The sequence below is a fragment of the Kitasatospora sp. NPDC004669 genome, from assembly GCF_040609455.1.
In the GTDB taxonomy this organism is placed as follows: Bacteria; Actinomycetota; Actinomycetes; order Streptomycetales; family Streptomycetaceae; genus Kitasatospora.
In genome coordinates this window covers 66,211-90,964 of record NZ_JBEXKB010000029.1, presented here as the reverse complement: position 1 = coordinate 90,964, position 24,754 = coordinate 66,211, and the positions used below count along the sequence as shown (strand labels likewise).

General features: G+C 71.2%; 20 protein-coding genes. 4 read left to right on the top strand and 16 right to left on the bottom strand.

What is annotated here, in order from left to right:
- Window positions 1–6: 6 nt before the first annotated feature.
- Window positions 7–1,437, bottom strand: coding sequence for a pyruvate kinase (gene pyk / locus ABZW30_RS23890; protein ID WP_355673200.1), 1,431 nt, complete (start codon window positions 1,435–1,437; stop codon window positions 7–9).
- A 280-nt stretch (window positions 1,438–1,717) separates the two neighbouring features.
- On the opposite strand from pyk, the gene ABZW30_RS23885 reads away from it, so the two are divergent.
- The 4 genes from ABZW30_RS23885 to ABZW30_RS23870 all read left to right on the top strand — a co-directional run bounded on the left by ABZW30_RS23885 (window position 1,718) and on the right by ABZW30_RS23870 (window position 7,054).
- Window positions 1,718–2,815, top strand: coding sequence for a substrate-binding domain-containing protein (locus ABZW30_RS23885; protein WP_355673199.1), 1,098 nt, complete (start codon window positions 1,718–1,720; stop codon window positions 2,813–2,815).
- Complete coding sequence (locus ABZW30_RS23880; RefSeq protein ID WP_355673198.1) at window positions 2,812–4,464, top strand: extracellular solute-binding protein; 1,653 nt, start codon at window positions 2,812–2,814, stop codon at window positions 4,462–4,464. The genes ABZW30_RS23885 and ABZW30_RS23880 overlap by 4 nt, the downstream gene beginning before the upstream one ends.
- Window positions 4,451–4,933 carry a hypothetical protein gene (locus ABZW30_RS23875; RefSeq protein ID WP_355673197.1) on the top strand — a complete coding sequence of 161 codons (483 nt, stop codon included), beginning with the start codon at window positions 4,451–4,453 and terminating at the stop codon, window positions 4,931–4,933. The genes ABZW30_RS23880 and ABZW30_RS23875 overlap by 14 nt, the downstream gene beginning before the upstream one ends.
- 285 nt (window positions 4,934–5,218) lie before the next feature.
- The gene (locus ABZW30_RS23870) at window positions 5,219–7,054 is read left to right on the top strand and encodes a 5'-nucleotidase C-terminal domain-containing protein (RefSeq protein ID WP_355673196.1); all 1,836 of its coding nucleotides are present in this window, start codon (window positions 5,219–5,221) and stop codon (window positions 7,052–7,054) included.
- A gap of 188 nt (window positions 7,055–7,242) precedes the next feature.
- Here the strand turns inward: ABZW30_RS23870 and ABZW30_RS23865 are convergent, their stop codons facing one another.
- The 15 genes from ABZW30_RS23865 to ABZW30_RS23795 form a co-directional block, all read right to left on the bottom strand.
- Window positions 7,243–8,700 (bottom strand): aldehyde dehydrogenase family protein, encoded by a 1,458-nt coding sequence (locus tag ABZW30_RS23865; protein WP_355673195.1) that lies wholly within the window; start codon window positions 8,698–8,700, stop codon window positions 7,243–7,245.
- 48 nt (window positions 8,701–8,748) lie between these two features.
- On the bottom strand, window positions 8,749–9,621 hold the full coding sequence (locus ABZW30_RS23860) for a helix-turn-helix transcriptional regulator (RefSeq protein WP_355673194.1): 873 nt from the start codon (window positions 9,619–9,621) through the stop codon (window positions 8,749–8,751).
- A 395-nt stretch (window positions 9,622–10,016) separates the two neighbouring features.
- Window positions 10,017–11,477 carry a glutamate synthase subunit beta gene (locus tag ABZW30_RS23855; RefSeq protein ID WP_355673193.1) on the bottom strand — a complete coding sequence of 487 codons (1,461 nt, stop codon included), beginning with the start codon at window positions 11,475–11,477 and terminating at the stop codon, window positions 10,017–10,019.
- A complete protein-coding gene (gene gltB / locus ABZW30_RS23850; protein ID WP_355673220.1) occupies window positions 11,470–16,071 on the bottom strand; it encodes a glutamate synthase large subunit in 4,602 nt (1,533 codons plus the stop codon). The genes ABZW30_RS23855 and gltB overlap by 8 nt, the downstream gene beginning before the upstream one ends.
- Before the next feature lie 463 nt (window positions 16,072–16,534).
- Entirely contained in the window at window positions 16,535–17,257 is a 723-nt protein-coding gene (locus tag ABZW30_RS23845; RefSeq protein WP_355673219.1) for a VIT1/CCC1 transporter family protein, read from the bottom strand.
- 162 nt (window positions 17,258–17,419) lie between these two features.
- Window positions 17,420–18,430: a prolipoprotein diacylglyceryl transferase gene (gene lgt, locus ABZW30_RS23840; RefSeq protein WP_355673192.1), complete on the bottom strand. Its 1,011-nt coding sequence runs from the start codon at window positions 18,428–18,430 to the stop codon at window positions 17,420–17,422.
- A gap of 176 nt (window positions 18,431–18,606) precedes the next feature.
- Window positions 18,607–19,470, bottom strand: coding sequence for a thioredoxin domain-containing protein (locus tag ABZW30_RS23835; RefSeq protein WP_355673191.1), 864 nt, complete (start codon window positions 19,468–19,470; stop codon window positions 18,607–18,609).
- Between the two features lie 64 nt (window positions 19,471–19,534).
- Window positions 19,535–20,050 carry a MauE/DoxX family redox-associated membrane protein gene (locus tag ABZW30_RS23830; RefSeq protein ID WP_355673190.1) on the bottom strand — a complete coding sequence of 172 codons (516 nt, stop codon included), beginning with the start codon at window positions 20,048–20,050 and terminating at the stop codon, window positions 19,535–19,537.
- Between the two features lie 138 nt (window positions 20,051–20,188).
- The gene (locus ABZW30_RS23825; RefSeq protein ID WP_355673189.1) at window positions 20,189–20,434 is read right to left on the bottom strand and encodes a hypothetical protein; all 246 of its coding nucleotides are present in this window, start codon (window positions 20,432–20,434) and stop codon (window positions 20,189–20,191) included.
- A gap of 209 nt (window positions 20,435–20,643) precedes the next feature.
- A complete protein-coding gene (gene trpA / locus ABZW30_RS23820; RefSeq protein ID WP_355673188.1) occupies window positions 20,644–21,468 on the bottom strand; it encodes a tryptophan synthase subunit alpha in 825 nt (274 codons plus the stop codon).
- A gap of 2 nt (window positions 21,469–21,470) precedes the next feature.
- A complete protein-coding gene (trpB, locus tag ABZW30_RS23815; RefSeq protein ID WP_355673187.1) occupies window positions 21,471–22,721 on the bottom strand; it encodes a tryptophan synthase subunit beta in 1,251 nt (416 codons plus the stop codon).
- A gap of 52 nt (window positions 22,722–22,773) precedes the next feature.
- Complete coding sequence (locus ABZW30_RS23810) at window positions 22,774–22,923, bottom strand: hypothetical protein (RefSeq protein WP_355673186.1); 150 nt, start codon at window positions 22,921–22,923, stop codon at window positions 22,774–22,776.
- 9 nt (window positions 22,924–22,932) lie between these two features.
- The gene (gene trpC, locus ABZW30_RS23805) at window positions 22,933–23,739 is read right to left on the bottom strand and encodes an indole-3-glycerol phosphate synthase TrpC (protein ID WP_355673185.1); all 807 of its coding nucleotides are present in this window, start codon (window positions 23,737–23,739) and stop codon (window positions 22,933–22,935) included.
- A 190-nt stretch (window positions 23,740–23,929) separates the two neighbouring features.
- On the bottom strand, window positions 23,930–24,370 hold the full coding sequence (locus ABZW30_RS23800) for a DUF2752 domain-containing protein (RefSeq protein WP_355673184.1): 441 nt from the start codon (window positions 24,368–24,370) through the stop codon (window positions 23,930–23,932).
- Between the two features lie 91 nt (window positions 24,371–24,461).
- Window positions 24,462–24,740 carry an HGxxPAAW family protein gene (locus ABZW30_RS23795; protein ID WP_355673183.1) on the bottom strand — a complete coding sequence of 93 codons (279 nt, stop codon included), beginning with the start codon at window positions 24,738–24,740 and terminating at the stop codon, window positions 24,462–24,464.
- Between the last annotated feature and the right edge of the window lie 14 nt (window positions 24,741–24,754).

The window sequence follows — 24,754 nt, the reverse complement described above, 5'->3', positions numbered from 1 at the left end:
GGAGTGTCAGACGTCCAGTGTCCCCACGTGGTGGACACGCACGAGGTTGGTGGAGCCGGCCAGGCCGGGAGGCGAACCGGCCGTGATGACGACGATGTCGCCCTTCTGGCAGCGGCCCAGCGACAACAGCGCCGCGTCGACCTGTTCGACCATCTGGTCCGTCGTCGAGGCGAACGGGCCGAGGAAGGTCTCGACGCCCCAGGTGAGGGCGAGTTGGCTGCGCACCGCCGGTTCGTAGGTGAAGGCGAGCACCGGGATCGGCGAGCGGTAACGGGTCAGCCGGCGGGCGGTGTCGCCGGACTGGGTGAAGGCGATGAGGTACTTCGCGTGCAGGAAGTCGCCGATCTCGGCGGCCGCGCGGGCGACGGCGCCGCCCTGGGTCCGCGGCTTGCTGCCGGCGGTCAACGGGGGCAGTCCCGCAGCCAGGATGTCGTTCTCGGCAGCCTCGATGATCCGGCCCATGGTCTTGACCGTCTCGACCGGGTACTTGCCGACCGAGGTCTCCCCGGAGAGCATCACCGCGTCCGTGCCGTCCAGGACGGCGTTGGCGACGTCGGAGGCCTCCGCGCGGGTGGGCCGGGAGGCGTTGATCATCGAGTCGAGCATCTGGGTCGCGACGATGACCGGCTTGGCGTTGCGCCTGGCGAGCTTGATGGCGCGCTTCTGGACGAGCGGGACCTGTTCGAGGGGCATCTCCACGCCCAGGTCCCCGCGGGCCACCATGATGCCGTCGAAGGCGTCCACGATGGAGTCCAGGTTCTCCACCGCCTGCGGCTTCTCGATCTTGGCGATGACCGGGACATACCGCCCCTCCTCGTCCATCACCCGGTGCACGTCCTCGATGTCGCGTCCACTCCGCACGAAGGAGAGCGCGATCAGGTCGGCCCCGGTGCGCAGCGCCCACCGCAGGTCGGCGACGTCCTTGTCGCTGAGTGCGGGGACGGAGACGGCGACGCCGGGGAGGTTGAGGCCCTTGTGGTCGGAGACGAGCCCGCCCTCGATGACGAGACATCGCACCCGGGGTCCGTCGACGGCGACGACCTCCAGGGTGACGCGTCCGTCGTCGACGAGGATGCGTTCGCCCCGGCCGACGTCGCCGGCGAGGCCGGCGTAGGTGGTGCCGCAGCTGTCCTTGTCCCCCACGACGCCTTTGTCGGTGGAGATGGTGAACTCGTCGCCGCGTTCGAGGAGTACCGGCCCGTGGGCGAAGGTGTCGAGTCGGATCTTCGGGCCTTGGAGGTCGACGAGGACGCCGACGCTCCGGCCGGTCTCGTCGGCGGCCTTGCGGACGCGGCGGTAGCGTTCCTCGTGTTCGGCGTGGGTGCCGTGGCTGAGGTTGAATCGGGCGACGTCCATCCCGGCGTCGACCAGGGACTTGATCCGGTCGTACGAGTCGGCGGCGGGCCCGAGGGTGCAGACGATTTTTGCTCGGCGCATACAGCTGAGGGTAGGTATTACCGGCGCGTAACCACGACGCGGGTCCGGACCGGGGGATGACCTTTGCGGAAAGGGGAGTTGAACAATCTGACACTCCCTCGGACCGGTGTGCGACGGCCGCACTGACACCCCCTCCGGATCCTCCGCCGATGCGATTCCGTGAAGCGGTGTTCACCCCCGGTTCACCGTCCCTTCCGTCCGTGCTCCCTGCCCGGCGGGACGCTCGTCACCCCCGGGTGACCACCCGGACGAGGGAGCGGACGAGGGGGAGGCGCACGGCATGAGACGCGCTCTGGGGGTGCTCGCGGCCTTAGTGCTGTTGGGCGGAGTGACGTACGCACTGATCCCGGACGACGGGACGGACCCGAAGAAGCCGGTCACGGTGACCGGCCTGATCGGTTCGGAGAAGCGCGCCTTCTTCGAAAGCCCTGAGGTGAAGGCCGAGTTGGCCAAGCAGGGCCTGGAGGTGCACACCGACTCGACCGGCTCCTGGACGATGAGCGAGCAGGCGAGGAACAGCTCCGGGCTGGACTTCGCGTTCCCGGCGAGCACCGCGCCGGCCCGCGAGATCCAGCGCAACTGGGGGCAGCAGGACTCCCCGCTGGTGCCGTTCTACTCACCGCTGGTGGTGGTCGCGCACGCGCCGGTGGCGCAGATCCTCAAGGACAACAAGCTGGCCGCCCAGGACGCCGGTTCGGGCGTCTGGACGTTCAAGATGGACGAGTACGTCAACGACCTGAAGGCGAACCGCAAGTGGCAGGACCTGACGAAGACCGAGGGCCACGGCGAACTGTCCGGCCCGATCTTCGTCACCACCACCGACCCGGAGAGCTCCTCCTCGGGTGCGCTGTACATCGCGCTGCTGTCGTTCGTCCTGAACAACGACCTGGTGGTCTCCGACGACGCGGGCGTCGACGCCGCCCGGCCCGTCCTGCACCAGGCGACCGCGCTGCAGGGCGGCCAGAAGAGCAGCAGCGACGAGCCGTTCAGGGACTTCCTCGCGGGTGTCGGCAATCCGCTGATCTTCGGCTACGAGTCCCAGGTCGCCGCGATGGCGGTCCAGGGCCAGCCGACCGGGGACATGGTGGTGATGTACCCGGACACCACCGCCTACTCCGACCACACCATCATCGCCCGCACCGAGAACGGGCGGAAGCTGGCCGGCCTGCTCCAGAACGACGAGGCGCTGCGCGCCCTGGAGGTGAGGTTCGGCTTCCGCCCGCAGGCCAGTAGCGGCGCCTTCGCGGATCGGGTGAAGGCCATCAGGCAGCCGGTCTTCGCGCAGGACCTGAACGCGGCGCAGGTGAAGCAGTCGCCCGTGCCGTCCCTGGACAACCTGCTCAAGCTGACCGCCGCAGCGAAGGGGAGCCCGAAGTGAACGTCCGGATGAAGTACCGCGGTTGGGCCGCGGCGGCGCTGGCGGCCGTGCTCGCGGCGGCCTCCGCCTGCACCTCCTCCAGCCCCAAGCCCGACCCGAACCCCAGCCCCACGCCCAACGAGACCGCCCGCCCCGGGGTGCTGCGCATCCTGGCGGGCAGTGAACTGCAGGACCTGACCCCGATCCTGGACGAGGCCAGGAAGGCCACCGGGGTGACGGTGCAGTTCGCCTGGACGGGCACCCTGGACGGCGCGGACGCGGTCTCCTCGGGCCGGGCGGACGGGAAGTACGACGCGGTCTGGTTCCCCTCCAACCAGTACCTGCGCCTGGACCCGACCGGGAAGTCCAAGGTGCTCTCGGAGACCCCGGTGATGGTCTCCCCGGTGGCCGTCGGCGTGCGCTCCTCCGTGCTGAACGACCTCGGCTGGGGCGACGGTTCGAAGGTCACCTGGGCGCAGATCGGCGACGCGGCCGCGGCCGGGAAGCTGTCGTACGGGATGTCCGACCCCTCGCGTTCCAACTCCGGCTTCTCCACCCTGGTCGCGGTGGCGGCCGCCTTCTCCGGCGCGGGGGCGGCGCTCACCGAGGAGGACGTGCAGAAGGCGACCCCGCAGCTGAAGCAGTTCTTCACCGGCCAGAAGCTGACCTCCGGCTCCTCCGGCTGGCTGGCGCAGGCCTACACCAGGGCCGAGCCCGGCAAGGTCGGCGCCCTGGTCAACTACGAGTCGGTGCTGCTGTCGCTGAACAAGACGCTGCCGCCCGAGCAGCGGCTCACCGTGGTGCGCCCGCAGGACGGCGTGGTCTCGGCGGACTACCCGCTGTCGCTGCTGTCCTCGGCGGCGCAGAGCGAGCGCGATTCCTTCCAGAAGCTGACCTCCTACCTGCTGAAGCCGGAGGTGCAGCAGCGCATCTCCGAGGTGACGCTGCGCCGCCCGGTGACGGCGGGCACCGCCCCGGCGGCCGGGCTGCCCGCCGACCGCCGTCGCGAGCTGCCGTTCCCGGGCACCCGGGCGGTCGCGGACGGCCTGCTGGCCTCGTACCAGAACGAGCTGCGCCGCCCGTCCCGGACGGTGTACGTGCTGGACACCTCGGGTTCGATGGAGGGCTCCCGGCTGACCTCGCTGAAGGCGGCGCTGAGCCGGCTGACCGGCACGGACGACACCCGCGGGGTGCGTCGTTTCCGGGACCGCGAGGAGGTGACGCTGATCTCCTTCGCCTCCAGCGTGAAGTGGGCCAAGACGCACGCCGTCCCGGCCTCGGGCGGCCAGCCGGGCCCGCAGGCGGAGCTGGCATCGATCAACGCGGACGTGCAGTCGCTGTCGGCCTCGGGCGGCACCGCGCTGTACGACTCGCTGGAGGAGGCGTACCGGGTGATCGAGCGCCAGCAGAAGGCGGCGAGCGACGACCGGTTCACCTCGATCGTGCTGATGACCGACGGGGAGAGCAACGAGGGCGCCACCGACGGCGATTTCAAGCGCTTCCACGACGGGCTGCCGGCCGCCGAGAAGTCGATCCCGGTGTTCCCGATCAAGTTCGGCGAGGCGGCGGTCGGCCAGCTGCAGGGGGTGGCGGACATCAGCGGCGGCAAGCTGTTCGACGGCGGCGGCTCGCTGGACGGGGTGTTCGAGGAGATCCGTGGCTATCAGTGACGGGTTCGGCCGGCGGGCGCTGCGCTACCTGGAGTCGGCCCGGAACCTGGTCGGCTGCGCGGGCGGGGCCGTCGGCCTGGGACTGCACTTCGCCGGGCTGGGCGGGGCCTGGTGGCCGGGCGTGGTGGCCGGGCTGTACGGGGTCGGCGCCCTGCTGACCCCGGGCCCGTCGGACTCGCCGCCGCCACCGCCGCCACCACGGCCCCCGAGGCCCGAACTGGAGGCACTCGCCGCCTACCTGGACACGGTCCCGCTGCCGGCCTCTGCCGGGGTGGACGCCCTGCTGGCCGCGCTGCGCGAGGCCGGCCCCGGCCCGGAGGCGGAGCGGATCGTCCGGCACCGTCTGCCGGTCGCGGTGGACGGCTACCTGCGCGCGCGCACCTGGCTGCCCTGGGCGGGTCCGGACGCACCGGACCCGGCGGCGGAGCTGGGCCGCGAGGTGAAGCAGCTCGCCTCCGAGCTCGACTGATCCGTGGTCCGGTTGGCCGGAACCCGGCCAACCGGACCACGAGTGGCCCGATTTCGACCGTCCCGCCCGCATACCACCCCCTTTCCCGCCCACCTCGGTCACGAACGAGTCGCCAAGATCTCACCTGTTGGAAACGTCCAAGGGCTACCCATCGCACCGGCCCGCACGGCAGACTTCTACGCGCGTCCTTCTACGCGCGTCACCGCATCGCGCACGCGTCACGCACTTCGTACGTACACAAGTTGACGGCCCATCCGCCGTCGTTCCCACTCGGGAGAGTCGTCCATGCCCCTGAACCGCCGTGACTTCGTCACCCGGTCCGCAGCCACCGCCGCCGGCGCCGCCCTGGCCGGCGGAGCCGTCGTCGCCGCCGCCCCCGCCGCCGCGGCCGCCGAGCCGGACACGGCGGCCGCCAAGGGCAACAAGCACCAGCCCCGCCGCCAGGCCTTCACCGTCATGGGCACCACCGACCTGCACGGCCGGGTGCTCAACTGGGACTACTTCACCGACGCCGAGTACGTCGACAAGGCCCACAACGCGGTCGGCCTCGCCAAGATCTCCACCCTGGCCAACCAGGTGCGCGAGGAGAAGGGCTGGGACCGCTGTCTGCTGATCGACTCGGGTGACATCATCCAGGGCACCCAGCTGACCTACTACTACGCCCGGGTCGAGCCGATCGCCACCGACGGCGACAACGTGCCGGACCACCCGATGGCCGTCGCCATGAACCTCATGGGCTACGACGCCGCCGCGCTCGGCAACCACGAGTTCAACTACGGCATCCCGACCGTGAAGGCCTTCGAGGACCAGCTGGAGTTCCCGCTGCTGGGCGCCAACGCGCTGCACGCGAAGAACGAGAAGCCGGCCTTCAAGCCGTACGTGATCAAGGAGGTGTGGCTGGACGAGGACACCCCGCTGAAGGTCGGCATCCTCGGCCTGACCAACCCGGGCATCGCGATCTGGGACAAGGCCAACGTCAGCGGCCAGATGGTCTTCCCGGGCATCGTGGAGACCGCCGCCAAGTACGTGCCCCGGATGAAGGCGGCCGGCGCGGACGTCATCGTCGTCTCCGCCCACTCCGGCATCGACGAGCCGACCACCTACGGCGACCAGCTGCCCTGGCCCGAGGACGCCTCCGGCGAGATGGCCGAGACCGTCCCGGACATCGACGCGGTGCTGGTGGGTCACACCCACAAGGAGGTCGCGCAGCGCCTCATCGTCAACAAGAAGACCGGCAAGACCGTCGTGCTCTCCGAGCCGCTGTGCTGGGGCCAGCGCCTGAGCTGCTTCGACTTCGAGGTCGAGTTCGTCGACGGCCACTGGAAGGTCGCCTCGGTCTCCTCCCGGGTGCTGAACTCCAACACCGTGCCGGAGAACCCGGAGATCTCCAACGCCATCGTCGGCCAGCACAAGAAGGTCGTGGCGTACGTCAACCAGAACATCGGCACCAGCAAGATCGAGCTGTCGATCGCCGAGGCCCGGTTCAAGGCCACCCCGATCATCGACCTGATCGGCAAGATCCAGGCCGACGCCGTGAAGGCCGCGTTGGCGGGCGGGCAGTACGCCAACCTCCCGGTCCTGGCCCAGGCCGCCCCGTTCAACCGGACCGCGCTGATCCCGGCCGGCCAGGTCAAGCTGCGCGACGCGGCGGGCCTGTACATCTACGAGAACACCTTGGAGGCCCGCATCCTGACGGGCGCCCAGCTCAAGGACTACCTGGAGTTCTCGGCGAAGTACTACTACCAGCTCGCCCCGGGCGCCCCGGTCGACAAGGACGCCATGACCGGCGCCGAGACCACCCCGGACTACAACTACGACTCGGTCTACGGCCTGAGCTACGACATCGACATCGCCCAGCCCAAGGGCCAGCGGATCGTCAACCTCAGCTTCCAGGGCAAGCCGATCGACCCGGCCGCGCAGTTCGTGTTCGCCGTCAACAACTACCGTGCCAACGGCGGCGGCAACTTCCCGCACGTCGCCAACGCCAAGCTGGTCTGGTCGAACTCCGACGAGATCCGCAACACGATGATCGCCTGGGTCAAGGCCAAGGGCGTCATCGACCCGGCCGACTTCTTCACCAACTCCTGGCGCCTGGTCCGCGCCGGCCAGCCGGTGTTCTAAGGCTCTTCTCGAAGGCCGTCGGCGCGGAACGCTCGTCCCGCGCCGACGGCCTTCGTGCCGTTCAGGGTGGAAGAATGGCGCCATGAGCGAGGCCTTCGAGCGGGAGTTCGGCCGGGCCCCCGGCGGCTACCGCCGGGAGGCCCGCGCCGCGTGACCCCGCGTCGGGCCCAGGGCGTTCCTCACAAGCCCTAGAACGGGAACGGCGCCCGCCCGTGCTGCACCGAGATCCACTTCACCGTGGTGAAGGCGTCCACCGTGGACTCCCCGTTGAGCCGCCCGACCCCGGAGTTCTTCTCCCCGCCGAACGGCACCCCCGGCTCGTCCGCGATGGTCCCGCCGTTGACGTGGATCATGCCGGTGTCGATCCGCTGGGCGACCCGCACGCCACGCTCGAGGTCCGCGGTGTGCACCGCGCCGCTGAGCCCGAAGGGCGTGTGGTTGGCCAGCCGGATCGCCTCGTCCTCGCCGTCGAAGGGCACCAACAGCACGACCGGGCCGAAGATCTCGCGCTGCAGGATGGGCGCGTCCTCGGCCAGGTCGGTGAGCACGGTCGGCGCCATCAGGCTGCCGGTGGTGGCGCCGCGCAGCAGCGCGGTGGCGCCGTCGGCGATGGCCTGGTCGACCTGGGCGCCGATCGCGTCGGCCTGGACGGAGTTGATCAGCGGGCCGATGTGGGTGGCCGGGTCCTTGGGGTCGCCGACGGTCAGCGAGGCGACCTTGGCGACGAACTTCTCGGTGAACTCGGCGAGCACGGCGCGGTCGACGAGCACCCGGTTGGCGGCCATGCAGACCTGGCCCTGGTGGACGAAGCGGCTGAACACGGCCGCGTCCACGGCGTAGTCGAGGTCGGCGTCGTCGAGCACGATCAGCGCGCTGTTGCCGCCGAGCTCCAGCACCGAGCGCTTGAAGTGCGCGGCGGCCACGGTGGCGACGTGCCGGCCGATCTGGTCGGAGCCGGTGAAGGAGATCACCTTGGGCACCGGGTGCTCGATGAAGCTGTCGCCGATCTCCGCGATGTCGGTGATCACCACGTTCAGCAGGCCGGCCGGCAGGCCCGCGTCCTCGAAGATCCTGGCGATCAGGCTGCCGCCGACCACCGGGGTCTCCTGGTGCGGCTTGAGGACGACGCCGTTGCCGAGCGCGAGCGCCGGGGCGACGGCCTTGAGGGCGAGGAACAGCGGGAAGTTGAAGGGGCTGATCACGCCGACCACGCCGACCGGCAGCCGGTAGAGCCGGTTCTCCTTGCCCTGCGCGGGCGAGGGCAGCAGCCGGCCCTCCGCGGCCACCGACAGGTGCAGGCACTCGCGCAGTACGTCCTTGACGAGGGACAGCTCGAAGCCCGCCTTCAGCGCGGTGCCGCCGAGCTCGGCCGTGATCGCCCGGACGATCTCCCCCTCGCGCTCCTCCACCAGCCGCAGCGCGCGCTCGAAGACGAGCCGGCGCTGGTACGGGTTGGTGGCGGCCCAGCCGCGCTGGGCGCGCTCGGCCGCGCGGTAGGCCCGGTCGACCTCGGCGACGGTGGCGACGGTGATGGTGGCCAGCTTGTCGCCGGTGTAGGGGTCGACGTCGACGATGTCCCAGGAGCCGTTGCCGCTGCACCATTCGCCGTCGATGTACTGCAGCGCCAACTCGGAGAAGTACGACATCTGATCCCTCTCATGCCCGACCTGATGGGACCTCATCGTACTGACGTGTCACAGCTCTTGGCGTACGGAGTGCAGAAGGTCGCGGGTCTGTTCGGGGCCGAGGCTCTCGGCCAGCAGCCCCTCCATCGCCTGGCGGTACGAGGCCACCTCGGCGGGCTTGTCCACGTAGAGCGCGGTGGTGAACTGCTCCAGGTAGACCACGTCGGAGAGCTCGGCCTCGGCGAAGCCCAGCACGCTGAAGGCGCCGCTCTCGGCGGCCAGCCCGGCGGTGCCGAGCGGCAGCACCTGCAGCCGCACATGGGGCAGTTCGGCGACTTCCAGCAGCCGGTCGAGCTGGCCCCGCATCAGCCCGGGACCACCCCAGGGGCGGCGCAGCGCGGCCTCGTCCAGGACGGCGAGCAGACGGGGCGCGTGCTCGGCGGTGAGCAGGTCCTGGCGCTTGAGCCGCACCTCGACCCGGCGCTCGATCTCCTCGTCCGAGACGCCGTGGCCCTGGCAGCCGGCGGTGATCACGGCGCGGGCGTAGTCGGCGGTCTGCAGCAGCCCGTGGACGAACTGGACCTCGTAGCTGCGGATCTCGGCGGCGGCTTCCTCCAGTCCCAGGTAGTTCTGGAACCAGGCGGGCAGTACGTCTCCGTACTCGTGCCACCAGGAGCTGGCGTTGGCGTCCCGGAGCAGCCCGAGGACGGTGGCGCGTTCCTGCTCGGCGTCGACGCCGTAGAGGGTCAGCAGGTCGGCGACGTCGCGCTCCTTGAAGCCGACCCGGCCGAGTTCCATCCGGCTGATCTTCGATTCGGAGGCGCGGATCGAGTAGCCGGCCTCCTCGCGGCTGACGCCTCTGGCCTCACGGAGCTTACGCAGCTGGGTGCCGAGCAGCAGACGCCGAATGGTGGCGCCTCCGCCTGCCTGAGTCGTGCCCATCGAAGTCAACCTCCGCACTCGCGCAGCCCCCCGGCCATCGGCGGCAGTCTGCCACCTGGCACCGACGAACAACAGCCCGTCCCGGGGCGCTTTCCGGCCGCTGTGCGAAGCCTGGGAGAACGCTGTGAACCAACCCTCGGTGCACGGACGAAAGGGCAGGTGGGAAGGGTGGTAAGAACCGGGTGAGGGCTCGCGGGAAAACGTGCGGGAAAGTGCCCGGGAACGCCCGCGGGAAAGCGTGCGGGAACGCGACGGCGCCCGCCCTCCAACTGGTCGGGGAAGAGGGCAGGCGCCAGGAGACCGCGTTGGCCCGGCGACGCTGGCGGGGGCAGCGGGTTGAGCTCCCGGCGATGCGGCGCCGGGGGTTCAGTGGGCCGGTCGGACCGTCAGGACCGTCAGACCACCAGCGGGCGGTCCGTGGGTCGGATCGGGGCGGGAAGCGGGGTCTTGCCGCCCAGGTACTTGTCCACCGCGGCAGCGGCCGAGCGGCCCTCCGCGATGGCCCAGACGATCAGCGACTGGCCACGGCCGGCGTCTCCGCAGACGTACACGCCATCGACATTGGTGGCGAACCGGCCGTCGCGGGCAATGTTACCGCGCGCGTCGAGGTCGACGCCGAGCTGCTCGACCAGACCGTTCTTCACGTCCGTCCCGGTGAAGCCCATGGCCAGGGTGACCAGCTGGGCAGGGAGGACCCGCTCGGTGCCCGGCACCGGCTCGAACCGGCCGTCCTTGAACTCGACCTCGACCAGGTGCAGTTCCCGGACGTTGCCGTCCTCATCGCCGCTGAAGTGGGTGGTGTTCACGGAGTAGATCCGCTCGCCGCCCTCCTCGTGCGCGGAGGTGACCTTGTAGGTCATCGGCATGGTGGGCCACGGCTGGTGTCCGGGCCGCTCCTCGCCGGGCCGCGGCATGATCTCCAGCTGGGTCACCGACAGGGCGCCCTGCCGGTGGGCGGTGCCGACGCAGTCCGCGCCGGTGTCGCCGCCGCCGATCACGACCACGTGCTTGCCCTTGGCGCTGATCGGCGAGTCGACGAGGTCGCCCTCCTGCACCTTGTTGGCCAGCGGCAGGTACTCCATGGCCTGGTGGATGCCCTTGAGCTCACGTCCGGGCACCGGCAGGTCGCGCGCCGTGGTGGCACCGGCGGCGACCACGACGGCGTCGAAGCGCTCGCGCAGCTGCTGCCCGGTGATGTCCTCGCCGACGTGCACGCCGGTGCGGAACCGGGTGCCCTCCGCCCGCATCTGCTCGATGCGGCGGTTGATGTGGCGCTTCTCCATCTTGAACTCGGGGATGCCGTAGCGCAGCAGGCCGCCGACGCGGTCGGCGCGCTCGTACACCACCACGGTGTGCCCGGCCCGGGTGAGCTGCTGGGCGACGGCTAGGCCGGCCGGGCCGGAGCCGACGACCGCGACCGTCTTGCCGGACAGGCGCTCCGGGACCTGCGGGGTGACCCCGCCGCGGTCCCAGGCCTTGTCGATGATGGTGACCTCGACGTTCTTGATGGTCACCGCGTCCTGGTTGATGCCGAGCACGCAGGCCGACTCGCACGGCGCCGGGCACAGCCGCCCGGTGAACTCCGGGAAGTTGTTGGTGGCGTGCAGCCGCTCGATGGCGCCCGACCAGTCGTCCCGGTAGGCCAGGTCGTTCCACTCGGGGATGAGGTTCCCGAGCGGGCAGCCGTTGTGGCAGAACGGGATGCCGCAGTCCATGCAGCGGCCGGCCTGCTTGGTGATGATCGGCAGGAGGCTGCGCTCGACGTAGACCTCGTTCCAGTCCTTGATCCGGACGTCGACCGGGCGGCGCTCCGCCAGCTGCTTGGGCGTGGTCAGGAAGCCCTTGGGGTCAGCCATGTGCCGCCTCCATCATCTTGCGAGTGGTCTCGGCCTCGGAGAGGCCATCGCGCTCAGCGGCGTCCTTGGCCGCGAGCACGGCCTTGTAGTCGGTCGGCATGATCTTGGAGAAGCGGGAGACCCCGCTGCCCCAGTCGGCCAGGAGCTCGGCGGCGACGGTGGAGCCGGTCTCCTCGTAGTGCTGCTGCACGGTCTCGCGCAGCCACTCGCGGTCGTCGGCGGTGGGGGCCTCGATGCCCACCATGCCGTCGTTGACGTTGGCGGGGCGCAGGTCCAGGACGTACGCGATGCCGCCGGACATGCCCGCCGCGAGGTTGCGTCCGGTCTCGCCGAGGATGACGACCCGGCCACCGGTCATGTACTCCAGGCCGTGGTCGCCCACGCCCTCGACGACCAGTGTGGCGCCGGAGTTGCGGACGGCGAAGCGCTCACCGGCCTTGCCGCGCAGGTGGATCCGGCCCGAGGTGGCGCCGTAGCCGATGGTGTTGCCGGCGATCACGTGGTTCTGCGCGTCGTTGCCGATGGCCGCGGCCTCGCGGGCGGGGCGGACCACGACGACGCCGCCGGAGAGGCCCTTGCCGACGTAGTCGTTGGCGTCGCCCTCCAGTCGCAGGGTGATGCCGCGCGGCACGAAGGCGCCGAAGGACTGCCCGGCGGAGCCGGTGAAGGTGACGTCGATGGTCCCTTCCGGCAGGCCCTCGCCGCGGTACCGCTTGGTCACCCGGTGGCCGAGCATGGTGCCGACGGTGCGGTTGACGTTGCGGATCGGCAGCTGGATGCGGACGGTCTCGCCGCGCTCCAGGGCGTCCTCGGCCAGCTCGATCAGCTGGTTGTCCAGGGCCTTGTCCAGCGCGTGGTCCTGGGTGGTGGTGCGGTGCCGGGCGGCGCCCTCGGGCAGCGCCGGCACGTGGAACAGCGGGGCCAGGTCGAGCCCGGCGGCCTTCCAGTGGTCGATCGCGGCCTGGGCGTTGATGTGCTCGGCGTGGCCGACGGCCTCCTCGATCGAGCGGAAGCCCAGCGAGGCCAGGATCTCCCGGACCTCCTCGGCGATGAACTCGAAGAAGTTGACCACGAATTCGGGCTTGCCGGAGAAGCGCTCGCGCAGCACCGGGTTCTGGGTGGCGACGCCGACCGGGCAGGTGTCCAGGTGGCAGACGCGCATCATGATGCAGCCGGAGACGACCAGCGGGGCGGTCGCGAAGCCGAACTCCTCGGCGCCGAGCAGCGCGGCGATCACCACGTCGCGGCCGGTCTTCAGCTGGCCGTCGGTCTGGACGACGATGCGGTCGCGCAGTCCGTTCAGCAGCAGGGTCTGCTGGGTCTCGGCGAGGCCGAGCTCCCAGGGGCCGCCGGCGTGCTTCAGCGAGGTGAGCGGCGAGGCGCCGGTGCCGCCGTCGTGGCCGGAGACCAGGACCACGTCCGCGTGCGCCTTGGACACACCGGCCGCGACCGTGCCGACGCCGACCTCGGACACCAGCTTCACGTGGATGCGGGCCGCCGGGTTGGCGTTCTTGAGGTCGTGGATCAGCTGCGCCAGGTCCTCGATCGAGTAGATGTCGTGGTGCGGCGGTGGCGAGATCAGACCGACACCCGGGGTGGAGTGCCGGGTCTTGGCGACCCACGGGTACACCTTGTGGCCGGGCAGCTGGCCGCCCTCGCCGGGCTTGGCGCCCTGGGCCATCTTGATCTGGATGTCGTCCGCGTTGACCAGGTACTCGGAGGTGACGCCGAACCGGCCGGAGGCGACCTGCTTGATCGCCGAGCGGCGCTCGGGGTCGTGGAGGCGGTCCGGGTCCTCGCCGCCCTCACCGGTGTTGGACTTTCCGCCGAGGCGGTTCATCGCGATGGCGAGGGTCTCGTGCGCCTCGCGGGAGATCGAGCCGTACGACATGGCGCCGGTGGAGAAGCGCTTGACGATCTCGGAGACCGGCTCGACCTCCTCGACCGGGATCGGCTCCCGGTCGAGGCCGTCCAGCTGGAACAGGCCGCGCAGCGTCATCAGACGGGCGGACTGCTCGTTCACCCGGTCCGTGTACTGCTTGAAGATGTCGTACCGGCGGTTGCGGGTGGCGTGCTGCAGCCGGAAGACGGTGTCCGGGTCGAACAGGTGCGGCTCGCCCTCGCGGCGCCACTGGTACTCGCCGCCGATCTCCAGCGCGCGGTGCGCGGCCGGGATGCCGGAGGCCGGGTAGGCCTTGGCGTGCCGGGCGGCGGTCTCCTTGGCTATCTTGTCCAGGCCGATGCCGCCGAGCTTGCTGGTGGTGCCGGCGAAGTAGCCGTCGACCAGGTCCTGGGCGAGACCGATGGCCTCGAAGACCTGGGCGCCGCGGTAGGAGGCGACGGTGGAGATGCCCATCTTGGACATCACCTTGAGCACGCCCTTGCCGAGCGCCTTGATCAGGTTCTTGATCGCCTTCTCGGCCTCGACGCCCTGGATGAAGACGTTCTGGGCGACGAGGTCCTCGACCGACTCCATGGCCAGGTACGGGTTGACCGCGCCGGCGCCGTAGCCGATCAGCAGCGCGACGTGGTGCACCTCGCGGACGTCACCGGCCTCGACCAGCAGCGACACCTGGGTGCGCTGCTTGGTGCGGATCAGGTGGTGGTGGATGGCGGAGGTGAGCAGCAGCGAGGGGATCGGGGCGTGCTCGGCGTCGGAGTGCCGGTCGGAGAGCACGATGATCCGGGCGCCGTCGGCGATCGCGGCGTCGGCCTCGGCGGCGATCTCGGCCAGCCGCGCGGCCAGGCCGTCGCCGCCGGTGGTGACCTTGTAGAGACCGGACAGCGTGACGGCCTTGAGGCCGGGCTGGTCGCCGTCGGCGTTGATGTGGACCAGCTTGGCCAGCTCGTCGTTGTCGATCACCGGGAAGGTGATGCCGACCGAGCGGCAGGAGGCGGCCTCGGCGGCCAGCAGGTTGCCCTCGGGGCCGAGGTTGGACAGCAGCGAGGTGACGAGCTCCTCGCGGATGGCGTCCAGCGGCGGGTTGGTGACCTGCGCGAAGAGCTGCACGAAGTAGTCGAACAGCAGTCGCGGCTTCTCACTGAGCGCGGCGATCGGCGAGTCGGTGCCCATCGAGCCGAGCGCCTCGGCGCCGGTGCGGGCCATCGGCGCCAGGATGACGCGCAGCTCCTCCTCGGTGTAGCCGAAGGTCTGCTGGCGGCGGGTGACCGAGGCGTGGGTGTGCGCGATGTGCTCGCGCTCGGGCAGCTTGGCGAGCTGGATCTGCCCGGCGGCGACCCACTCCTGGTAGGGGTGCTCGGCGGCGAGGGCGGACTTGATCTCCTCGTCCTCGACGATGCGGCCCTCGACGGTGTCCACCAGGAACATCCGGCCGGGCTGCAGGCGGCCCTTCTTGGCCACCTTCTCCTGCTCGATGTCGAGCACGCCGACCTCGGAGGAGAGGACGACCAGGCCGTCCTCGGTGATCCAGTACCGGGCGGGGCGCAGGCCGTTGCGGTCGAGCACGGCGCCGATCTGGGTGCCGTCGGTGAAGGTGACGCAGGCCGGGCCGTCCCAGGGCTCCATCAGGTTGGAGTGGTACTGGTAGAACGCGCGGCGGGCCGGGTCCATGGTGGCGTGGTTCTCCCACGCCTCCGGGATCATCATCAGCACCGAGTGCGGCAGCGAGCGGCCGCCGAGGTGGAGCAGCTCCAGGACCTCGTCGAAGGAGGCGGAGTCGGAGTGGTCCGGGGTGCAGACCGGGAAGATCCGCTCCAGACCCCGCCCGTTCTCGTTGGCGGGGATCAGGTCGGTGGCGAGCTGGGACTCACGGGCGCGCATCCAGTTGCGGTTGCCCTTGACCGTGTTGATCTCGCCGTTGTGCGCGACGAAGCGGTACGGGTGGGCGAGCGGCCAGCTCGGGAAGGTGTTGGTGGAGAAGCGCGAGTGCACCAGGCCGATCGCGGACGCGTAGCTGCGGTCCGACAGGTCGGGGAAGAAGGGCTCCAGCTGGCCGGTGGTCAGCATGCCCTTGTAGACGAGGGTGCGGGCGGACAGCGACGGGAAGTAGACCCCGGCCTCGCGCTCGGCGCGCTTGCGGACCACGAAGGCGATCCGGTCCAGCTCGATGCCGGCCTTCTCGCCGTGCGAGACGAAGAGCTGGCGGAAGCGCGGCATCACGCTGCGCGCGGTGGCGCCGAGCAGGTCCGGGGTGACCGGGACGTCGCGCCAGCCGAGGACGGTCAGGCCCTCCTCGACGACGATGGCCTCGATCTGCGCGACGGCGGCCGCGGCGGCGTCGTCGGCGTCCGGCAGGAAGGCGATGCCGACGGCGTAGGAGCCGGCCGCCGGGAGGTCGAAGCAGACCTTGCCGCGCAGGAAGGCGTCCGGGACCTGGGTCAGGATGCCCGCGCCGTCACCGGAGTCCGGCTCGGCGCCGGTGGCGCCGCGGTGCTCCAGGTTGCGCAGGACGGTCAGCGCCTGCTCGACGATGGTGTGGTCGGCGATGCCGGTCAGCGTGGCGACGAAGCCGACGCCACAGGCATCGTGCTCGTTTCGCGGGTCGTACAGGCCCTGAGCAGCAGGTCGCGCATCCGGCACGAGCGCGTACGGCTGGCGGGGGGCGCCGGCCTGAGGCTCGTTGGCGGAGTGCATGGATGCAGACAGCATCGGCTCTCCCGTCGTCGTCTTTCGGCAAGTTGGTGCAAGTAGGGACGACGTTGGCCCTGATGCGATGGTGCGGGTTCGTGCAAGTTACATGATGCCCAGGATCCCGAGAAGCGGAAATATCCCGTCCACATGGCGGACGGATGCGCAGGTCAGGGGCGTGAAAGAGAGGACGTGCCACAGTGCACGTCCCGACGATTGTGCCCAACCACCCAGGGCCTGAAACAGGGGCGAAACCGGATCGCCACATAAGCCGATCACGAGTGCCTGCGATTCCAACCCGGGAGCCCGGCCCGCGGATACGAATCCGCGGCTCCGAGGCCCGGATGATGAGACTATGCCGGGCACCGCGAGACGCCCATGTGTGAAACGTCACGCATTGCCCGGCATAGTCATGCACTGCTACTCGCCCGCTCTCCTCCGGGCTCCGCCCTTCGGCCCGGGGCGGGGGTCATCCCACATGCCCGCCGATCAGCCAGCCGAGCAGGTACGTCACCCCGGCCGCGGCGCCGCCGAGCACCAGCTGTCGCAGTCCGCTGAACGACCAGCTGCGCGCCGTCACCCTGGCCACCACCGCACCGCAGGCGAACAGGCCGATCGCGGCGAGCGCCAGCGCGGGCAGCAGCGTGGTCGCCCCCAGCAGGTACGGCAGCAGCGGCAGCAGCGCGCCGAGCGCGAAGCACAGGAACGACGAGCCGGCCGCGACCAGCGGCGAGGGCAGGTCGTGGGGGTCGATGCCCAGCTCCTCGCGGGCGTGGATCTCCAGCGCCAGCTCCGGGTCGCGGGACAGCTGCCGGGCCACCTCGTGGGCGAGCTCCGGGTCCACCCCGCGCGAGACGTACAGCTGCGCCAGCTCGGCCAGCTCGCCGTGCGGGTTGCGGCTCAGCTCCAGCCGCTCGACCTCGATCTCGGCCTGCACCAGCTCCCGCTGCGAGGCCACCGAGGTGTACTCCCCCGCCGCCATCGAGCAGGCACCGGCCGCAAGGCCCGCCAGCCCGGTCAGGATGACCGTGCCGTTGGACGCCGCCCCGCCGACCACACCGGTCATCAGCGCGAAGTTGGACACCAGGCCGTCCACGGCACCGAACACCGCGGGCCGCAGCCAGCCGCCGTTGACGTCCCGGTGGTGGTCCGCCGCGGGTACCCGCGGGTAGTGGGCCGGCTCGGCTTCCAGGGTGGTCGCAGTCACGGTTCTTCCCCTCCGTCTTTGTTCGTCGCCTCGACCGTAGCCCCCGTGACCTGGGCATTTCCAGCAAAGTAAGGCTGTCCGAACAGCACTGAGGCCACCCTTCGCAAGCCTCGCGAAGGGTGGCCTCAGTTACGGGGAATCCCCTGGTCAGATCGGGTTCTCGACGTCCTTGCCGGTCTTCTCGGCGACTGCGGCGGCCGGTCCGGTGGCCGCGTTTCCGTCCAACAACTGGGACGGCTTCTCCCCGGCCACCTTCTCCTCGTCCTTGCCGCCGGCCTTCTCAGCCGTCTTGTCGTCCGCCTTGCCCTCGGTCTCGTCCGCCGTCTCGTGCGCCGCCGGGTCGACGCTCGCCGGGTCCTCACGTCCCGGCCGCACCTTGCCGACGATCACGAAGTACGCCACGGCGCCGATGAACACCACGATCGAGGTCCAGTCGTTCAGCCGCAGGCCGAAGTAGACGTGCGCCTCGTCGATCCGCAGCCACTCGGTCCAGAACCGGCCCACCGTGTACGCGGCCACGTACAGCGCGAACGCCCGGCCGTGGCCCAGCTTGAACCGGCGGTCCGCCCAGATCACCAGCAGCGCGACGGCCACGTCCCACAGCGACTCGTACAGGAAGGTCGGGTGGAAGACCCCGCTCACGACCTCGCCGTCGGGCAGGGTCTTGTGGATCTCCAGGCCCCACGGCAGCGTGGTCGACCGGCCGTACAGCTCCTGGTTGAAGTAGTTGCCCCAGCGGCCCAGCGCCTGCGCGAGCGCGATGCCCGGCGCGATGGCGTCGGCGTACGCGGGCAGCGGCACGCCCCGGCGGCGGCAGCCGATCCAGGCGCCGACCGCGCCCAGCGCGACCGCGCCCCAGATCCCGAGGCCGCCCTCCCAGATCTTGAGGGCGTTCCAGGGGTTCTTCCCCTCGGCGAAGTACAGCTGGTGGTCGGTGATCACGTGGTAGAGCCGGCCGCCGACCAGGCCGAACGGCACGGCCCAGACGGCGATGTCGCCGACGGTGTGCTTGGCACCGCCCCGGGCGACCCAGCGCTTGCTGCCGAGCCAGACGGCGACGACGACACCGAGGATGATGCAGAAGGCGTAGGCGCGCAGCGGGATCGGTCCGAGGTAGAGGACGCCCCGCGACGGGCTGGGAATGTAGGCGATATCCATGGCAGTTCCGACGCTACAGGGTCTGAAGCCCCGGTCGGACACCCCAAGGGTCACAGAAATCGAACAACGGACGCCGCCGCCTCCTCCGGACGGGGAAGGGGCGGCGGCGCGGCCGAGGGGCCCGTCTTCGAACTCCCGCCTGCGGGACGACACGAGTTCGTGGACCGGCCCCAGGCTCAGCCCGCGGTGGGCGACGGGTTGTTGGCCTCCGAAGCGGCGCTGGTCGGCGCCGGGGTCTGCCCGTGCGAGCCCGCCGTGCCCAGCTGCTTGCCCTGGTTCGCGGCGTCCACCCACTTCACCAGGTTCGCCGGGGTGATCTCCTCGTCGCCGTTCTTCGGGTAGATCGGCTGGCCGTTGAGCAGCACGGTCGGGGTGGACTTGTAGCTGGACTTGTCGAAGTCCTGTTGCAGCGAGGACACCCAGCCGCCGTACTTGCCGCCGTTGACGCAGGCCTGGAACTCGGGCGTGTCCAGACCGCTGACCTGCTTGGAGAGGTTGAGCAGGACCGCCTTGTTGCCGAAGGCGTCGTTGGTCTCGTCCGGCTGGTTGCGGTACAGCACGTCGTGGAGGTCCCGGAAGTGCCCGGCGTCCTGGGCGCAGGCCAGCGCGTTGGCGCCGGTCTTGGAGCCCTTGCCCGGCACGGCACGGTCGATGAACGACACGATGTGGTAGTTGGTGTAGATCTTCCCGGCGTCCTCCAGCTGGTCGACGGTCGCCGAGAACTCCCGCTCGAAGATGCCGCAGGCGGGGCAGCGCGGGTCCTCGTAGACGGTGAGGACGGAGGGCGCGTTGCCCGCGCCGACCGGGATGACCAGGTTCTTGTCGCCGATGGTGCCGGCCGGCGCGGCGGTCGGGGTCTCGGGCCTGGAGCGCTCGTTCTGCACCACGACACCGGTGATCACGGCGGCGGCGATCACCGCCAGCACGGCCCCGCCCACCATCAGCTTCTTCCTGCGCTTGGAGGAGGCCTGATCGGCCGCCCGCTGCGCCTGCATCCGCTCGCGGGCGGTGCGCTTGCCTTCTCGGTTCTTCTCGCTCATTGCCTTGACATCCACGGTCGGGGCCTTCGTCTGGTGCGGGGGTGGGGTGGACGGGGCCGGACGGTCAGCCGGCCAGCCGGCCGTCGGCCGAGAACCGGGTTCGGGGCCGCCACAGCAGCCACCCGGCGAGCAGCAGGAACCCGGTGTCGCGGAGGATCTCCTGCAGGTACTCGGTCTGCGAGGCGTCGACGTGCCCGCCGCCGCCGAAGCAGCCGCAGTCGATCGAGATGCCCCGTGCCCAGGCCGAGGCGATCCCGGCGATGAAGGTGAGCAGCAGCAGCGCGCAGACCCCGGCGACCAGCCGGACGCCGAGGCCGATCACCAGCAGCAGGGCGAGCGCCAGCTCCAGGAAGGGCAGGCCGTAGCCGATCGGCTTGACCAGGCCCTCGGGCAGGATCTCGTAGGCGCGGACGGCCTGGGCGGCCTCCGCCGGGTCGGCGATCTTGGCCAGCCCGGCCCAGCCCCAGACCACGGCGAGGGCGAGCCGGACGACCAGACCGACCCACTCGCTCCAGACGGGTACCGGCCGCCGCGCCGCCGCGGGCGCCGCGTCGGCGGGCTGCGCTGCCAGGCCGGCCATCAGGGAACCCCCCTTGGGAAACTCGTTCACATCCTGATGAACCGTAAGGGATGAAGGGCGGTTCCTCCGTTTTCACGAATTAAGCCGTATGAGTGATATCTGGTGACGGTCTGTCCGATTCCGACGAACGCCCGTACGTCAGCGGCACCCCGGCATCCGCCCCGGGTCGAACAGCTCGGGGCGCCCCTCGCGCTGGGTCCGGGCCGCCCGCTCGGCCGCGCCCCAGCGGGCCGCCTCGGCGCAGGCGACCGCGTCCCGCTCGGCCCGCTCGGCACCCCGCTTGGCCAGCGCCTGCCCCACTTCGGTGTGCGCGCCGACGGCGGCGCCCAGGGCCAGCGCGGCGGCCGCCGCCCGCAGCAGCAGGGCCCGATGGAGACACGCCACGGCTCACCCCTTCGCTCGCTCCCGGCAACCCCCGTGCACGTCGTCCGTGCATTCGTCCCTCCACTCAACGCCCGTCAACCCCGGCTGGTGCGTGTCGCCGCCGCTGTTCACTCGTTCGGGGCCGCCGCGCCGCTGACGGCGGGTGAGCCGGGCACGAAAAAACGGCCCGCCACCCCCGAGGGGTGGCGGGCCGTCACCGCACGTCCGTGTCAGTGCCTGCGCACGCCCGCCGCCAGCTCACCGGCCAGCGCCCGCACCGCGTCCAGCGCCGCCGCCTCGTCGTCGCCGGCGTCCAGGATCCGCTTGACGAAGGCCGACCCCACGATCACCCCGTCCGCGAACCGGGCGACCTCGGCCGCCTGCTCCGCGTTGGAGACCCCGAGCCCGACGCAGACCGGCAGGTCCGTGGTGGCCCGGGTGCGGGCGACCAGGTCCTCGGCCAGCGAACCGACCGCCGACCGGGTACCGGTCACGCCCATCACCGCGGCCGCGTACACGAAGCCGCTGCCGGCCGCCGTGACCTCCGCCAGCCGGGCGTCCTTGCTGCTGGGGGCGACCACGAACACGGTGTCCAGCCCGTGCTCGTCCGCCGCCTTGCGCCACTCCTCGGACTCCTCCACCGGCAGGTCCGGCAGGATGCAGCCCGCCCCGCCGGCCGCGGCCAGGTCGGCGGCGAAGCGCGCCACGCCGTAGCGGTCGACCGGGTTCCAGTACGTCATCACCAGCACCGCCGCCCCGGGGTGCGCGGTGGCGACCTCCTGGACGGTGCGCAGCACGTCCTTGATCCGCACGCCGCCGCGCAGCGCGATGTCGTCGGCGGTCTGGATGACCGCGCCGTCCAGGACCGGGTCGGAGTGCGGCAGGCCGACCTCGACCACGTCGCAGCCGCCCTCGATCAGCGCGTTGACCGCGCGGATGCCGCCGTCGACGGTCGGGAAGCCGGCCGGCAGGTAGCCGATCAGCGCGGCGCGGCCCTCGGCCTTGGCGGCCGCCAGACTGCCACTGAGCTTGCCGGCACTGAGCTTCGAAGCCATGGTCACTTACCCCCATCGGCCGCGTCGCCGGCCGGCTCGTCGTACAGCCCGAAGTACTGGGCCGCGGTGTGCATGTCCTTGTCGCCGCGCCCGGAGAGCGAGACCAGGATGGTGGCCTCCGGTCCGAGCTCGCGGCCCAGCTCCAGGGCCCCGGCGAGCGCGTGGGCGCTCTCGATGGCCGGGATGATGCCCTCGGTGCGGGACAGCAGCCGCAGCGCCTGCATCGCGGCGTCGTCGGTGACCGGGCGGTACTCGGCCCGGCCGGTGTCCTTCAGCCAGGCGTGCTCCGGGCCGACGCCCGGGTAGTCGAGGCCGGCCGAGATGGAGTGCGACTCGATGGTCTGGCCGTCCTCGTCCTGCAGGACGTAGGTGCGGGAGCCGTGCAGCACGCCCGGGTCGCCCTTGGTGAGGGTGGCCGCGTGCCTGGGGGTGTCGGCACCCTCGCCGGCCGCCTCGCAGCCGATCAGGCGTACGTCGGCGTCCGGGATGAACTCGTGGAAGATGCCCATCGCGTTGGAGCCGCCGCCGACGCAGGCGACGACCGCGTCGGGCAGCCGCCCGGTACGGTCCAGCACCTGCCGGCGGGCCTCGACGCCGATGATCCGGTGGAAGTCGCGGACCATCATCGGGAAGGGGTGCGGCCCGGCGACGGTGCCGAACAGGTAGTGGGTGGAGTCGACGTTGGCGACCCAGTCGCGGAAGGCCTCGTTGATGGCGTCCTTGAGGGTGCGGCTGCCGGACTTGACGGCCACCACCTCGGCGCCGAGCATCCGCATCCGGGCGACGTTGAGCGCCTGGCGCTGGGTGTCGACCTCGCCCATGTAGATGGTGCAGTCGAAGCCGAACAGCGCGCAGGCGGTGGCCGTGGCCACGCCGTGCTGGCCGGCGCCGGTCTCGGCGATGATCCGGGTCTTGCCCATCCGCTTGGTGAGCAGGGCCTGGCCCAGCACGTTGTTGATCTTGTGCGAGCCGGTGTGGTTGAGGTCCTCGCGCTTGAGCAGGATGCGCGCGCCGCCCGCCTCGGCGGAGAAGCGGTGCACATCGGTCAGCGGGCTCGGGCGGCCGGTGTAGTCCTTCAGCAGCGCGTCGAGTTCGGCGGTGAAGGCCGGGTCGGCCTTGGCCTTCTCGTACTCCTCGGCGACCTGCTCGACCGCGGCGACCAGCGCCTCGGGGATGAAGCGGCCGCCGTACGCGCCGAAGTAGCCGCGAGCGTCCGGCACCTGGGCACCGGGCAGGTAGTCCTTTTCGGACATGGTGGATTCCCTCGGGAAGATGTGGATGACGGTGACGTCCGATCGGCTGGCTTCAGCCGAGCGTCACGCGCCATCGCCGCCCCGGCACCTGCCCCGGCTCGCAGCCGATCACGTACCGCACCCGACGCCCCAGCACCCGACGTGCGGGCGCGCGGCAGCCGCGCGGGCGGCAGCCGGGGGCGAGTCGGGTGGCGATCTTCATCGGGTTGTGTCAGTCCTTGTGCCGCACGGCGGGGTGGGCCCCGGCCGCGACCAGGTCGGCCACCGCGGCGCGCGGGTCCTTACCGGTCACCAGGGACTCACCGACCAGGACGGCGTCGGCGCCCAGGTTGGCGTAGTTGATCACGTCCAGCGGGCCGCGCACACCGGACTCGGCGATCCTGACGATGCCGTCCGGGATGGCGTGCGCGACGTTCTCGAAGGTGTTGCGGTCCACCTCGAGGGTCTTGAGGTTGCGGGCGTTGACGCCGATGATCCGCGCCCCGGCGTCCACCGCGCGCCTGATCTCCTCCTCGTCGTGCACCTCGACCAGCGGCGTGAGGCCGATCGACTCGGCGCGCTCGATCAGCGACACCAGGGCCGGCTGGTCGAGGGCGGCGACGATCAGCAGGGCGAGGTCGGCGCCGTGCGCGCGGGCCTCCCACAGCTGGTAGGCGGTGACGATGAAGTCCTTGCGCAGCAGCGGGGTGTCCACTGCGGCGCGGACGGCGTCCAGGTCGGCCAGCGATCCGCCGAAGCGGCGCTGCTCGGTCAGCACGCTGATCGCGGCGGCACCGCCGGCCGCGTAGTCGCGCGCCAGGGCGGCCGGATCGGCGATCGCGGCCAGTGCGCCCTTGGACGGGCTGGAGCGCTTCACCTCGCAGATCACCCGGACCCCGTCGCCCTTGAGGGCGGCGACGCCGTCCTTGGCCTCCGGGGCCTTGGCCGCGAGCGCCTTCAGCTCGTCCAGGGAGACCCGGGCCTGCCGCTCGGCGAGGTCCTCACGGACCCCTTCGATGATCGAGTCGAGCACACTCACCAGGAGCCCCCATCGTTTCTGCCGGTTGGCTCATCCGAGCCGGACGGGCTGAGACCCGTCGACTCTTCGATGGTATCGGCACCCGGTACGACCCGGCGCATCCGCCCGGAACGCGTCTCGCGGAACGGGACGCTCCGCCCGGCGGCCGTCGACTCCGGCTCCACCGGGTCCACCGGGTCCGAGGCCCTGGTCAGACCAGCGGCGGTGCCAGCCCGGCTCCGACCGGCGAATTGCGCACCACCTCGAACACCAGCACCAGCAGGAGGATCAGGGCCCAGCGCCGGGCCCCGACCGAGACCCTCGGTGACGGCCCGCCGGTCAGCGCGGCCCAACCCCAGCGCAGCCAGAGCACCGCCAGGACGCCGAACAGCAGCACCGCCGCGGCGTTGTCGTGCAGGGCGCCGGTGAGGTCCCCGTGGGTGAGCGCGTGGACACAGCGCAGGCCACCGCAGCCGGGGCACCACCAGCCGGTGGCGACCAGGAAGGGGCAGTCGGGGTAGTGCCCGGGGGCGTTCGGGTCCACCGCGGCGACGTAGGCGGAAGGGACGGCCACCGCCGCCAGCGCGGCCAGCGGCGGGCCCAGTCGGCGCAGTACGGGCGGCGGGGCGGAGGCGGTGGGGGCGGCGTTCACGCCCCGATTGTGCCCGCGCCGGGCCCGGACAGAACGAAACGGCGGGCGTGGCGCGCCCGCCGTTCGGTTGTGCGATATGGAGTACCGGTCGTCAGGCGGCGACGGCGGCGGCACGGGCCTCGAGGGCCGCCTTGCGGGCCGCGGTCTGCTCCTCGACCGACTTGTACACGTTGCTGCTCGCCTGCTGGCCCATCCCGGCCATCGCCATGGCCTTGCCGACGATGCCGCCGACCACGACGACCGCCAGACCGGCGCAGACCAGCAGCGGCGACGGCAGGATCATCGCGACACCCGCGATGCCGAAGCCGACGAAGGAGATGACGACGCCGGTCCAGGCGGCGGGGGTGTGGCCGTGTGCTGCTGCTGCCATCGATGGTGCTCCTA